This is a genomic window from Endobacterium panacihumi (assembly GCF_050847465.1).
Lineage (GTDB): Bacteria > Pseudomonadota > Alphaproteobacteria > Rhizobiales > Rhizobiaceae > Neorhizobium > Neorhizobium panacihumi.
Genome location: NZ_JBOZRA010000001.1, coordinates 2,116,439 through 2,130,135 on the forward strand (window position 1 = coordinate 2,116,439; position 13,697 = coordinate 2,130,135).

12 protein-coding genes are annotated in these 13,697 nt (G+C 61.9%); 10 read left to right on the plus strand and 2 right to left on the minus strand.

The window, feature by feature from the left end; all coding sequences use genetic code 11:
• Positions 1–6 precede the first annotated feature (6 nt).
• From ertD to ertB, 4 genes are read left to right on the plus strand one after another with little or no spacing between them, the layout of a single operon-like run.
• A complete protein-coding gene (gene ertD / locus ACRQ1B_RS10560; protein WP_432293517.1) occupies positions 7–1,392 on the plus strand; it encodes a hydantoin-5-propionate amidohydrolase in 1,386 nt (461 codons plus the stop codon).
• Positions 1,389–2,639 carry a Zn-dependent hydrolase gene (locus ACRQ1B_RS10565; RefSeq protein ID WP_432293518.1) on the plus strand — a complete coding sequence of 417 codons (1,251 nt, stop codon included), beginning with the start codon at positions 1,389–1,391 and terminating at the stop codon, positions 2,637–2,639. Before ertD ends, ACRQ1B_RS10565 begins: the two co-directional genes overlap by 4 nt.
• Positions 2,640–2,643: 4 nt before the next feature.
• Entirely contained in the window at positions 2,644–3,738 is a 1,095-nt protein-coding gene (ertC, locus tag ACRQ1B_RS10570) for a thiohydantoin desulfurase (protein ID WP_432293519.1), read from the plus strand.
• A gap of 45 nt (positions 3,739–3,783) precedes the next feature.
• On the plus strand, positions 3,784–5,445 hold the full coding sequence (gene ertB / locus ACRQ1B_RS10575; protein ID WP_432293521.1) for a thiourocanate hydratase: 1,662 nt from the start codon (positions 3,784–3,786) through the stop codon (positions 5,443–5,445).
• 15 nt (positions 5,446–5,460) lie between these two features.
• Here the strand turns inward: ertB and ACRQ1B_RS10580 are convergent, their stop codons facing one another.
• Entirely contained in the window at positions 5,461–6,735 is a 1,275-nt protein-coding gene (locus ACRQ1B_RS10580; RefSeq protein ID WP_432293522.1) for an MFS transporter, read from the minus strand.
• A gap of 109 nt (positions 6,736–6,844) precedes the next feature.
• On the opposite strand from ACRQ1B_RS10580, the gene ACRQ1B_RS10585 reads away from it, so the two are divergent.
• From ACRQ1B_RS10585 to ACRQ1B_RS10605, 5 genes are all read left to right on the plus strand, one after another.
• Positions 6,845–7,744, plus strand: coding sequence for a LysR family transcriptional regulator (locus tag ACRQ1B_RS10585; RefSeq protein ID WP_432293523.1), 900 nt, complete (start codon positions 6,845–6,847; stop codon positions 7,742–7,744).
• Between the two features lie 90 nt (positions 7,745–7,834).
• The gene (locus ACRQ1B_RS10590) at positions 7,835–9,250 is read left to right on the plus strand and encodes a hypothetical protein (protein WP_432293524.1); all 1,416 of its coding nucleotides are present in this window, start codon (positions 7,835–7,837) and stop codon (positions 9,248–9,250) included.
• 105 nt (positions 9,251–9,355) lie between these two features.
• On the plus strand, positions 9,356–10,108 hold the full coding sequence (locus ACRQ1B_RS10595) for a COG3904 family protein (RefSeq protein WP_432293867.1): 753 nt from the start codon (positions 9,356–9,358) through the stop codon (positions 10,106–10,108).
• Between the two features lie 88 nt (positions 10,109–10,196).
• Positions 10,197–11,405, plus strand: coding sequence for a bifunctional phosphopantothenoylcysteine decarboxylase/phosphopantothenate--cysteine ligase CoaBC (coaBC, locus tag ACRQ1B_RS10600; protein ID WP_432293525.1), 1,209 nt, complete (start codon positions 10,197–10,199; stop codon positions 11,403–11,405).
• Between the two features lie 15 nt (positions 11,406–11,420).
• Complete coding sequence (locus ACRQ1B_RS10605; protein ID WP_432293526.1) at positions 11,421–11,783, plus strand: MmcQ/YjbR family DNA-binding protein; 363 nt, start codon at positions 11,421–11,423, stop codon at positions 11,781–11,783.
• An 18-nt stretch (positions 11,784–11,801) separates the two neighbouring features.
• Here the strand turns inward: ACRQ1B_RS10605 and ACRQ1B_RS10610 are convergent, their stop codons facing one another.
• Complete coding sequence (locus ACRQ1B_RS10610) at positions 11,802–12,608, minus strand: class II glutamine amidotransferase (RefSeq protein WP_432293527.1); 807 nt, start codon at positions 12,606–12,608, stop codon at positions 11,802–11,804.
• A gap of 257 nt (positions 12,609–12,865) precedes the next feature.
• Here ACRQ1B_RS10610 and otsB point away from each other — a divergent pair, with 257 nt between their 5' ends.
• Positions 12,866–13,675, plus strand: coding sequence for a trehalose-phosphatase (gene otsB / locus ACRQ1B_RS10615; protein WP_432293528.1), 810 nt, complete (start codon positions 12,866–12,868; stop codon positions 13,673–13,675).
• Positions 13,676–13,697: the final 22 nt, after the last annotated feature.

Here is a 13,697-nt window from a genome sequence, read left to right on the forward strand (position 1 = left end):
AGGGCCATGGCGGATTTCGATCTCGTGCTGCAGGGAACGGTGGTTCTGCCGGACCGTGTTGTCGACCAGGGTTATGTTGCCGTGCGCGACGGCAAAATTGCGCAGATCGGCATCGGCGTGCCGCCGGCTGCGCATGAACGGCATGTGCTTGGCCATGGCGCCCTGATCCTGCCGGGCGCCATCGATGCGCAGGTCCACTCGTTGTCCCAGAAGGATCAGGAGGATTTTATCTGGTCCACTCGCTCAGCAGCGGCGGGCGGCGTCACCACCATCGTCGATATGCCGTATGACGAAGGCGATCTCGTCTGCTCTGCGGAGGCGGTGAAACGCAAGATCGAACATGCCGGGAAACAGGCGCGAGTGGATTTTGCGCTCTACGGTACGATCGATCCGCAGGAAGGTCCGGTCCGTATTGCTGAAATGGTGCAGGCCGGTGTCGCCGCCTTCAAGTTCTCCACCTTCGGTACCGACCCGAAACGGTTTCCGCGCATTCCCCCTGCCCTGCTCGATGCCTGTTTTGAAGCCATTGCCCCGACGGGATTGACGGCCGGCGTGCATAATGAGGATGACGAGGCGGTGCAGGCCTATCTGAGCACCGTCAAGGCCAGCGGCATCAGCGACTGGCGCGCGCATGGGCTGTCCCGTCCGCCGATTACCGAGCTTCTGGCCATGCACACGATCTTCGAGACGGGCGCCCAAACCGGCTGCCCGGCGCATGTGGTGCATTGCTCGCTGGGACGCGGTTACGACATCGCGGCTGCCTATCGCCGCGACGGCTTTGAAGCAACCGTCGAATGCTGCATCCATTATCTGACGCTCGACGAGGAAAACGACGTCAAGCGGCTTGGCGGCAAGGCCAAGATCAATCCACCCATTCGGCCCCGAGCCGAGGTGGAGGCCTTATGGCGCAAGGTCGCCGACGGCAAGGTGTGGCTGGTATCCACCGATCACGTCAGTTGGTCGCAGGACCGCAAAACCGACCCCGAGATGCTGAAGAACGCATCCGGTGTGCCGGGGCTGGAAGTGATGGTGCCGCTATTCGTCAAAGGCGCGCTGGAGCGCGGCATCCCCCTCAACTGGGCGGCAAAATTGATGGCCGAGAATCCGGCTAAGCATTTTCGTATCGACCATGTGAAAGGCGCGCTGACGGTGGGGCGCGATGCAGATATCGTGGTGCTGACGCCGGAAACAAAGATTTATGAGGCGGCCGCAAGCGGCAACAATGTTGTCGGCTGGAGTCCCTATGACGGGATCCGGTTGCCCTACACGGTGCAGGCTACGTATCTGCGCGGCAGGCTGGCGGCCCGCGAAGGCCATGTGATGGCAGAACCGGGGCGTGGCCATTTCGTCCGCCCGCCGGGGAGACACATATTGCAAGGGGATATTCAATGACCTCCAATCTGCCGGTCGATGTCGCGCGTATCGCAGCCGATATAGAGGCGCTGGCCGACATTACCGAACCGGGACGGCCGTGGACGCGCCGTGCGTTTTCGCCGCTTTTCCTTGAGGGTCGCGCCTATGTGGAACGGCGAATGAAGGATGCAGGACTCGCGACACGCATTGACCATGCAGGCAATCTGATCGGTCGCCGACCCGGCAGAAAAGGCGGCGGCACGCTGATGCTTGGCTCCCATTCCGACACCGTGCCGGAAGGAGGACGGTTCGATGGTATTGCCGGGCTGATCGCAGCGCTCGAAGTGGCTCGCTCGCTTTCCGATAAGGGGATCGAACTTGACCACGATCTGGAGATCGTCGATTTCCTCGCAGAGGAAGTGAGCCCGTTCGGCGTGTCCTGCATAGGTAGCCGTGGCATGACAGGTCAGCGGCCGCAAGCCTGGCTGGAGCGCATGGCCGATGGCCGCAGCCTGGCCGCCGGCATTGCGGAGGTGGGTGGCGACGTGAATGCCGCCGCCGCTCGATACGACATCAAGGGTTTTCTCGAGCTTCATATCGAACAGGGCACGGTTCTGGAGCGTGAAGGCATCAATATCGGCGTGGTGACGGCGATATCCGGCATTACCCGCGTGGAAATCGTGGTCGAGGGCCGCGCCGACCATGCCGGCACGACCACGATGCCGTTTCGCAAGGATGCACTGGTGGCAGCCTCGGAAATCGTGCTGGCCATTCGCGAAACGGGTTTGGAACTCTCAAGGACGCCGGGACATTTTACCGCCACGGTCGGCGAATTCGCGATCGAGCCGAATGCCGCCAATGTCGTACCCGCGCGCGTGCGTATGCTGATCGATGCACGGGCGGAATTTCCGGGCGACATGGAGCTGTTCTGTGCCCAGGTGGAGCGGATCGCAGCGCAGACAGCCGAACGCTGGGCTGTGGCGATCGCCACGCCAGAGCGGATTTCGCACGTGGTGGCCACGCCCTGCGATACCGTGCTGCTGGAGACCCTTGAACAGGCAGCGGATGCATCCGGCATCAGCCATCGGCGCATGGCATCGGGTGCCGGACACGATACCGGCTGGATTGCCAAGGTGGCGCCGGCCGCGATGATCTTTGTACCGTGCAAGGACGGTCGCAGTCATTCCGCCGACGAATGGGCGGAAACCGACGATATCGCGCTTGGAACGGCGGTGCTGTTTGAAGCCGTGCAGGAAATGGACCGGAGATTGTCTGAGGAGAGCTGACACGATGGGACGCATACTGGTCGAAAAGGACGTTGAGGCAGCGGTGAAGGGTGGCTCAGTGTATGCTGCGGGTGGTGGTGGCTGGGCCGATCATGGCCGCATGCTGGGTTATGCGGCTGTCGCGGTCGGCCGACCGGAATTGGTGTCGATCGATGAACTCAAGGACGATGATTGGGTAGCGACGGCAGCCGCGATCGGCGCGCCCGCCTCGACCACGCCCTGGGAAATGCGCGGTGTCGATTATATCCGCGCCGTGCAGATTTTGCAGGAGACGCTGGGCGAAAAGCTGTCCGGCTTGATCATCGGCCAGAACGGCAAATCCTCGACACTGAATGCCTGGCTGCCCTCGGCCGTACTCGGCACCAAGGTGGTGGATGCGGTGGGTGATGTGCGCGCTCACCCGACCGGCGACATGGGCTCGATCGGTATGGCGGGTTCGCCTGAGCCGATGATCCAGACCGCCGTCGGCGGTAACCGCGAGGAACACCGTTACATCGAACTGGTGGTGCGGGGTGCGACGGCAAAGATTTCGCCGGTGTTGCGCACAGCGGCCGATCAATCGGGCGGGTTCATCGCCTCCTGCCGCAATCCGTTGCGCGCCTCCTATGTGCGCAATCATGCGGCGCTCGGCGGCATTTCGCTGGCGCTAACGCTGGGCGAGGCGATCATCGAGGCGGAAAAGCGTGGTGGTTCGGCGGTGATCGACGCGATCTGCAAGACCACCGGTGGCGAGATCATTGCCGAGGGAGAAATTACCGCCAAGGACGTGATTTACACCCCGGAAGCCTTCGACATCGGCACGATCACCATCGGCAGCGGCGACAAGGCGTCGGTGCTGCATGTGATGAACGAATATATGGCGGTGGAGGATGCCGGCGGCAACCGCGTCGCCACTTTTCCCTCCGTCATCACCACGCTGTCGGCCGAGGGCGAGCCATTGAGTGTGGGCCAGCTATCGGTCGGCATGAAAGTGTTCGTACTGCATGTACCGATGGAGATCTTACCGCTGTCTTCCAGCGTGCTCGATCCGACAGTTTACCCTTACGTGGAAAAGGCGATGGGGATCGAGATTGCGAAATATGCGCTGAAGGGACGTTAAACGCGGGCGGCAAGGCCGTTGCATTGAACGACAGAGGAGATCCGCATGCCAAAACCCAATCCGCGTCATCCCGATTTCCCCATCCCCGGCGGACCTGAGCTGCGCGCGAAAGGCTGGCGGCAGGAGACACTGTTGCGGCTTCTGGAAAACGTGCTGTCGGTGGGCGAGGACCCGGACAATCTCGTGGTCTATGCCGCCCTCGGCAAGGCGGCGCGCAACTGGGCATCCCATAGAGCTATCGTCGAAACACTCAAGACGATGGACGAGGACCAGACGCTGCTGATCCAGTCGGGCAAACCGGTGGGGCTGATGAAGACCCATGCCAAGGCGCCGCTGGTCATCATGGCCAACTGCAATATCGTCGGCCAATGGGCGAAGGCCGAATATTTTTACGAGCTGGAACGCAAGGGCCTGATCTGCTGGGGCGGGCTGACGGCCGGAGCCTGGCAATATATCGGCAGCCAGGGCGTCATTCAGGGCACGTATGAAATTTTCATGCGCATTGCAGAACGACGGTTTGGCGGCGATCTGGCAGGGCGGTTCATCCTGACAGCGGGCTTGGGCGGCATGGGTGGTGCGCAGCCGCTGGCCGGGCGCATGGCGGGCGCGGCGATCCTGTGCATCGATATTGACCCCGAACGCGCGACTAAGCGCAAGGCGATCGGTTATCTGGACGAAATTGCGCCCGATCTCGATGCTGCGCTGGCGATGATCGATGCAGCGGTGAAGGACAAGCGTGCGATCTCCGTCGGTCTCGTCGGCAATGCGGCGGCGCTTTACCCGGAGATTTATCGACGTGGCATCGTGCCGGATATCGTTACGGACCAGACCTCCGCGCATGACCTCGTTTACGGTTATGTGCCGAAGGGCATGGATCTTTCGACCGTCAAAACCCTGCGCAAAGATGGTCAGGGGCAGTTGATGGCGGCAAGCCGCGCCTCGATCGTCGAGCATGTTCAGGCCATGCTGGATTTCCAAAAAGCCGGTGCGGAAGTGTTCGACAATGGCAACCTGATCCGTACGCAGGCGCGTGAAGGCGGCGTGGCGAACGCCTTCGATATCCCGATCTTCACCGAAGCCTATCTGCGGCCGCTGTTTGCCCGTGCCATCGGGCCCTTTCGCTGGATGGCACTGTCCGGCGAGGCAAGCGATATTTCCCGTATCGACGATCTGCTGATCGAGATGTTTCCCGACAACAGGATCATCACCAACTGGGTGCGATTGGCGCGTGAAAATATCCCCTTTGAAGGACTGCCGGCCCGCATTGCCTGGCTGGGCCATGGCGAGCGAACGGCCTTGGCACGGCGGGTGAACGAACTGGTATCGGCTGGCGAATTGGCGGGACCGATCGCCTTTTCCCGCGATCATCTCGATGCCGGAGCGATGGCGCATCCCAATATCATGACCGAGCGGATGAAGGACGGATCGGACGCGATCGCCGACTGGCCACTGCTGGACGCGATGATGTTGTGTTCATCCATGGCGGACCTCGTGGTCGTGCATTCCGGCGGCGGCGGTTATGCCGGTTACATGACCAGCTGCGGCGTAACGGTGGTGGCTGATGGCACCGCCGAGGCCGACGAGAGGCTTGACCATGCGCTGACCAACGACACGGCGCTCGGCGTGATCCGTTATGCCGATGCCGGTTATGACGAGGCGCTGGATGAGGCGGAAAAGAAGGGCGTGCCGCATATCCGGCTGAGTTGAGCGCCCTTCGTGCCTCTACCGCGCCGCCAGCATTTTTGCGCCCAGGCCGCAAACGGTGGCCACGACCAGCATGCCGACGGTGAATGTTACAATGGCAGGCCATCCGGCGGCCGCGAAAAAGAAGCCGCCGACCGTGCCGGCCACGCTGGAGCCCATGTAATAGGCGAGCAGGTAAAGCGACGAGGCGTGGCCCTTGGTGCCGCGGGCCAGTTTTGCGACTTGGGCACTGGCCAGCGAATGGCTCATGAAAAAGCCGATCGTCAGAAGCACAATGCCGGCGATGATCAGCGGCAGTGGCGAAAACAGCGTCAGCATGCAGCCGATGGCGGCCGTCAGCAGGCTGAATGGCATGACCCGGAAAGCACCAAAGCGATCCCCCAGGCGGCCGGCGCCCCATGACGCAAAGATGCCGAAAACATAGACGGTAAAAATCATGCCGAGCGCCGTCTGGCCGAGATTGTAGGGGGCCGCGACCAGCCGGTAACCGATATAATTGTAGCTGGTGACGAAGGCGCCCATGACCAGAAAGCTGACGGCAAACAGGCATGGCAGGGCCGGATTGCGCATGTGGCCGAACCATGCCGACAGGTGATATTTCGGATCGAAGCCGCGATGCGGGGTAAAGTGGCGCGAGGGCGGCAGCAGCCTGAAAAAGCCGATCGCGGCGGCGAGCCCGAGCAGACCCATGATGGCAAGCGCCGGCCGCCAGGTGAACATTTCCACCAGCGTGCCAGTGACGACACGGCCGCACATGCCACCGAAGGCCGTGCCTGCGATATAAAGCCCCACCGTAGCCCCGAGACCGCGCGGCTCCACCTCTTCCGCCAGATAGGCGACGGCAACGGCTGGCGCACCGCCGAGCAGAAACCCCTGCAGGGCGCGGATGACCAGAAGCAGGTTCCAGTCCGTCACCATGGAACAGATGATGGTGCAGATGGCCGAGCCGAGCAGCGATGCGAACATCAGGCTGCGGCGGCCGAACTGTTCGGAAATGGCCGCGGCCAGAAAGATGGAAAAGGCGAGAAAGCCGGTGCAGAGCGACAGGGACAGCGAACTTGCGGCCGGCGTGACACCAAAATCATGCGAAAACAGCGGCATCAGCGGCTGGACGCAATACAACAGTGAAAAGGTGGCGAAACCGGACAGGAACAGCGCGATGCTGGCGCGCTTGTATGCGCAACTGCCTTTGGTCAGATAGTCTGGTTCACTGGGAGGATGCAACGTTGGCGCGGGCTGAAGCGCCTGTGGGGGGATGGGCTGATCGAGCGTGTTTTCCGCAACGCGAAACATGTCTGCTTGCCTTCAAAATACCTCCCGTCATTCGATCTACGCCTCCCCTCGTCATTAGTCCAATATATGATACAATCGATCTTGATAGGTTTTACAGATAGCTTGACGAATGGAATTAAGGCATATCCGTTATTTTCTAGCCGTTGCCGAGGCGAGAAATTTCACCCGCGCCGCACAGGCGCTCGGCATCGGCCAACCGCCACTCAGCCAGCAGATTCGCGATCTCGAGAACGAGATCGGCGTGCAGCTGTTTCATCGGGTGCCGCATGGGGCGGAACTCACGGCAGCGGGTGCGGCATTTTTGCAGGAGGCAAAGGGAGCGCTGGCCGCGGCCGAACGCGCCAAGCTGGCTGCGATGCGCGCAAGCCGCGGCGAAACCGGGCGATTGATGCTGGGATTTACAGCCTCCGCCGCATTTACCCCCGCTGTCAGCAGCACGATCCGCCGTTTTCGCGCCACATGGCCTGATGTGGACCTCTCGCTTACGGAAATGAACAGCAACCTGCTTCTGGACCGGCTGATGCGCAGTGAACTGGATGCGGTCTTCATTCGCCCCGGGCTGGAAGATCCGAAGGATGTGCGGCTGCGCCGTCTGCCGGATGAGCCGATGCTGGTGGCGCTGCCCGTGCAGCACCGGCTGGCCGCGCATCGACGACTGCCACTTTCGGCGCTGGCGGGTGAACCTTTTGTCGTCTTCCCGCGCCAGGTGGGCTTAAGTCTCTATAACGACATCGTGGTGGCATGCCGGGCCGCCGGCTTTGAACTCAACGTGCGGCAGGAAGCGCCGCAGATGACGGCAGTGGTGAACCTTGTCGCCGCCGATCTCGGCATATCGGTCGTTCCTGCATCACTGGCGCAGATCCGGATCGAAGGCGTGACTTACAGGCCGCTGGAGGGCGAACCTCTGGTGGCGCGGCTGGCGCTGGCCATGCTGAAAAGCCAACGCTCCACGTTAACCGCAAATCTCGAAAGCCTGCTGCCGCGCCAGAAAAACTACGATGACCATTGACGATAACGTCAACGCACAGTCATCATTCCGCCCTTATCTTCATTCTTTCTTAAAGGAATACTTTCCTTTACCATTTGCCTTGGAGGCCTCATGGCGCTTGGCGCTTCGCACCGCTTGACAGACGGCGTCGCTGCCGTCGAAACCATGACCCGTTTTGCGCTGGCCGTTCTGGCGCTCGCCTCCGGCGTCTACACCTATCTCGGCGCACGCACGATCCTCGACGGATCGCCGACGGCGGTGTTCTTTGCCGCCATCATTTATTCCGTCTCGGTCTCGGTCGGCATCTATGCCTTCTGGTCCTACATGATGCGGTTCTACCCGCATGTGACCAGCCGCACCGGGCGCACGGGCCTGCTGTTCGTGATGGCGGCGGGCTGCGCGATGATCATGGCCATGTCGAGCTGGCTGAACGCGGCAGCACTTGCGGGCTCCGCTGCCGTGGAGCGGCATCTGGCGCAGTCGGTGGAAGCCTATACGGCCGATCTCGACCGCGCCCACCAGAATGCGCTGGCCGCGCAGAGCCTGCTGCCGGATATCCAGCGTGCCTCCGAACGCTTTTCGCAACTGGCCGCTGTTGAGCGCCAGTCCGGTTCACTGACCGGCACGACCGGTTCCGGCAGCGTCGTGCAGTTGCTGACCCAGATGTCGGCGCAGATGAAATCGCTGGAAGGCAATATCAACGCCTCACGAGAGCAGGTGAGCGAACTGGTGGAACAGGGCCAGAAGCGGCTGGAGACGATGCGCACCATCCTCTCGACGCCGGGTTCGATCGAACCGCGCGCCGACCAGTTTTCGGCGGAAGCCGTGGCGCTGACCAATGTGATGGCGCAGCTTTCGCAGACCTCCGTTGCCCCCTCTATCCGCCGTGCCGCCGACGACCTGTCGCTCGGCTTCATTGCGCCTGTGCCGGATGGCGCAGCCCCCGACCTCATCAACCGCCAGAACCAGGTGATGGAGACGGTGAAGGCATCGGTGACGGCGCAATCGAAGGCGCTGGCCAAGGCTGCCGACGAAATTCTGGTGCGTCCGCCGGTGGCGGAACGCCGTTTCGTGCCGCTTTCGCCGGCCGAGGCCGTGCTGGAATATGCCTATGACTTCATTCCCGCATGGGCCGGCGCCATCTCGATCGATCTTCTGCCCGGCGTGATGGTGTTCATCCTCGCCGTCGTGCATGGCGCCATCCGCCGCCAGGAGGAAGGCATGTCCTTTGCCGAGCGGCTGACGGTGGCCGAACTGATGGAAACGCTGGCGTTGCAAAAGGCGATTTCGGAAAAGGCCGCAGAGGCGAAGGTGAACGACGCTCCGACAGCCGAAGAGGTGGCGCTGACGGCTGCCGAGACGCGTGCGCAACGCGAAAACGAAGCTGAGGACCGGGCCGAAAACCGGAATGACGAGCATTTTTCACGCGACGATCATCACCCGCGGACAACGGATGGCGACGAAGCGCATCATGCCACCAATGTCGCGAGTTTCGATCCGGCCAAGAACCCGCGCAAGGGTCCCTGATCCGTGAACCAGTTCAGCCGATCCATCGCCACCAATGTCACGGCCGAGCCAAAGAAGCGCCGCAGCCTGAAACAGGTTCTGGTAGCGATCGATGACGGCGCTATCATGCGCACGGCCTTCTACATGCTGCTGGGTGCGGCGGTGACCTTTCTGGCTGTCGATGTCTACGAGGTCGCGACGGCAAAGACGGATACGCGCCTGCCCGGCCACGATCCGCTGACCACGGATGCGCCGGTTCTGCCGCCTGCACTCACCGAGGGCACACCACATGCGCCGCCGGTGACTCCGGCAAGCCCAGCCGAAGTGCTGCGCAAGCCGATCACCTTCAACCTCATCGGCGGCGGCGTGCTGCTCGCGGAAGGGGCGCTCGACCCCGGTGCGGCCGAGCGGTTCAAGACGGAAATCGAAGCACGCGGTGAATATGTGAAGACGGTGGCACTGAATTCTCCGGGCGGCTCGGTGGAAGATGCCATCGCCATGTCCAAACTGATCCGTGAAAAGAAGCTGGTGACACGGGTCAGGGAAAAGGCGCTCTGCGCCTCCTCCTGCCCGATCGTGTTTGCCGGCGGCGTGATGCGCATTGCGGAAAAGGATGCGGTGATCGGCGTGCATCAGGTTTTCAACGGCAGCCGGGAACGGCCCTCGCCGGAAGAGGCGATGTCGGCGGCGCAATCGACCACCGCACGGATCGCCAAGCATCTGGAAGAAATGGGCATCGGCGCCGGCGTCTGGCTGAAAGCGCTGGAGACGCCGCCGGACCGGCTCTATTATCTGACGCCGAAGGAACTGGCGGATTTCAAGCTGACCACACCGGGCGTGACGCCGGCTGCGACTGCAGCCCCAACACGACGCCCCTGACGGCGGAACACCGCGCCGGACATTTCGGACGATTGCAACTTCTGCGCCAAAGGCTTAGCTTCCGGCCAACATTTTAGCGGGCAGAGCCATGGATCTTTCGGGCAAGCGTATTCTTCTCATCATCAGCGGCGGCATTGCCGCCTATAAAAGCCTCGACCTGATCCGCCGCTTGCGCGAGCGCGGTGCCGAAGTGCGGCCTGTGATGACAAAGGCGGCGCAGGAATTCGTGACGCCGCTGGCCGTCGGCGCGCTGTCGTCCGGGCATGTCTATACCGAGCTGTTTTCACGTGAGGACGAGCAGGATGTCGGCCATATAAGACTGGCGCGCGATTGCGATCTCGTTCTGGTGGCACCGGCAACGGCCAACCTGATGGCGAAAATGGCGCATGGTCTTGCCGATGATCTGGCGAGTGCTGTGCTGCTGGCCACCGACCGACCCGTTCTGCTGGCGCCTGCGATGAACCCAAAGATGTGGGAAGCAAAGGCGACACGGCGCAATGTCGAAACGCTGAAAGCAGACGGCATTTTCTTCATCGGCCCGATGTCCGGCGAAATGGCCGAAAGCAATGAGGCGGGCGTCGGCCGCATGGCCGAGCCGTTGCAGATCGTCGATGCCGTGATCGCAAAACTGGATGGCGGGCCAAAACCGCTCAAGGGTCGCAAGGCGATCGTCACGTCGGGACCGACACATGAGCCGATCGACCCGGTGCGCTACATCGCCAACCGTTCTTCCGGCAAACAGGGCCATGCGATTGCCGCCGCCCTGGCAAGGCTCGGGGCCGACGTGACGCTGGTGTCCGGCCCGGTCACAATCGCCGATCCAGCCGGTGTGACGACCGTTCACGTGGAGACGGCAGCCGAAATGCTGGCCGCCGTGGAAGCACAATTGCCGACCGATATCGCCGTGATGGTGGCGGCGGTGGCGGACTGGCGTGTTGCGGCATCGGCGGACCAGAAGATAAAAAAACAGCCGGGCGAGGCCCCCGCCCCGCTAGCACTGACGGAAAACCCGGACATTCTCAAAACGGTGGGGCACCACGCGCAGCGTCCGGCGCTGGTGGTGGGGTTTGCCGCCGAAACCCAAAATGTCGAGACCAACGGCCGCGCCAAGCTGGAACGCAAGGGCGCCGACATGATCGTCGCCAATGACGTTTCCCCCCAGACCGGCGTGATGGGAGGCGACCGCAACCGCGTCAACATCATCTCGGCCGATGGCATCGATGTGTGGCCCGATCTTTCCAAAGATGATGTGGCCGAACGGCTGGCGGCATTGATTGCAGCACAGGTTTCCAGCTGAGACACGGAGGTAGATATGAGCCTGTTCACGAAAAAGGATTTTGATACCTTTGTGAAGAAGCTGGCGGGCACGACATTCGTGGACCAGTGGGACAGCCATGTGGCCAAGGTGGGCGACAAGGCCTTTGCGCTTCTGGGCGACGATGAGGCGCGTATTGTCGTCAAATGTTCGGAAGAAAGTTTTGAAATCCTGACGGCGCTCGACGGCATCGGTCAGGCACCCTATTTCGCCAAGCGCAAATGGGTAGAGATCGGCTCCGGCGCGCCGCTATCGCAGGACGAGGTCGCGCATTACATGACCCGTTCCTACGAACTGGTGGCGGCCGGGCTGACCAAAAAGCTCAGAACCGAGCTGGGCATCACGCTGCCCGGAAAATGACGCCTCCAGCCTGGAAAATCAGGCGGCTTCAGACATCCGTTTCGGCTCGAAAACCACGCGCTTCATGCCATCGTCGCAAAGCGTGATGGCGCTGCCATCCGGGATTTCCATCCAGGCATCGATATCGTCATTGAGCGGCTCGGACACGAGGCAATAGCCCGTCGTCTTTCCGCACTGCCCACCCATGGGCGCCGCATAAAGCGTCGGCGGCTTGTGGTCGGTGGCATAACGCACGGCGTAAAGCTGATTTCCGTCTGAGAACGCCGCGGTAAAGCGCACCAGCGCATCACCGCCATGGCGGTGCGAAAAATCCTCGACCGTGGCGATGGCTTCCGCCACGGCGCCGAACGGATCGTTTTCCAGGCCGAAATGCAGGGCGAGCAGGAACAGAAGCTCGGAATCGGTCGTACCTGCGCGGGCATCGAACAGCGTATCCGGCAGCAGCGCTTCCATACGACGGCGGACACGCTCGAACCCGGAAATCTGGCCATTGTGCATGAAAGACCAGCGCCCATGCACGAAGGGATGACAGTTATCGCGACGGGTACCGCCATTGGTGGCGGCGCGGACATGCGCGAGAAAGAGCGGCGAACGGATTTGGCGGGCAAGGCTGCGCAGATTGCAATCCGACCATGCCGGCAGGATATCGCGGTAACGGCCGGGCTCGGGGTGATCGCCATACCAGGCGATGCCGAAACCATCGCCATTGGTGGCGGTCTTGGCGCGATTGGCGCAATGGGATTGTTCGATCAGCGAATGTGCGGGCGAGGATACAAGCTCTTCGAGATAAAGAGGGTTACCACGGTAGGCGGCCCAACGGCACATGGGGTTCACTGCTCCGATCAAGACCGCGAACAAGACGCGGCGCATTTATGGAAGGGTCGACGCATTTGGATAATGAAAGCTTAACCTAGCAGCATTCGTGACGGAATTACGACGGTTGAGGCTTCACATTTTGCAACGCATATAGACAGTGTTGCGCGATGGACACGATCGACCGGTACCGTACGGAACGGCATAAGTGCGGCCATTTCCGGGCAAGCGGGGTTGCCGCTTGGCAGACCGGACCTAGTTATCACCGCATGTCTCAGCAAGCAAAAACTCGTGAAGCCAAGCAGGATGGCGGTCTTTCACCGTCCTCTTCCGGCGTTTCCGATCTTCTTGGCGACTTCGACCGTTTCGCCGTTTTTTTCGATATCGATGGCACTTTGATCGATCTGGCCGCCACACCTGACGGCATTGTCGTGCCGCCGGAATTGCCGTCCAATCTCGCGGCTGTCTCGCAAAAATTCGGCGGCGCGCTGGCCTTGGTGACAGGTCGTGCCCTCCCCTACGCCGACAGGCTTTTCGAACCGCAGCGTTTTCCGATTGCCGGCCTGCATGGCGCGGAGCAGCGCATGGCGGATGGCACGGTGGATCGACTAACGGTGACGCCGGAATTCGAGGCGCTCAAGGCCGAGATCGCCGCCGAGGCAGCACAATGGGATGGCGTGCTGATCGAAGACAAAGGCGCCGCCCTTGGTGCTCACTACCGCCAGGCGCCGGAGCGGCAGGCCGTGCTGGATGCGCTGATGGAAGAGGCAGCGAAGAAAGCCGGCCCGGAATTTGCCCTGCAGCGCGGCAAAATGGTGATCGAGCTGCGCCCGGCCCGCGCCAGCAAGGGTGAGGCCGTGAAGCGTTTCCTCAGCGAACCACCCTTTGCCGGACGTCTGCCGATTACCGTGGGTGATGACCTGACCGACGAGGCGATGTTTCGCACCGCCAACGAACTTGGCGGCCATTCCATTCGCATCGGTGACAAGACGCTTCCAGACGGCAGCACCACCGCTGCAACCCTGCTTCTGTCTTCCGCACAGGAGCTTCGCAACATTCTGGCCGGCCTCGCGCGTTAAGCGGCCGCCCGATACCGATAAT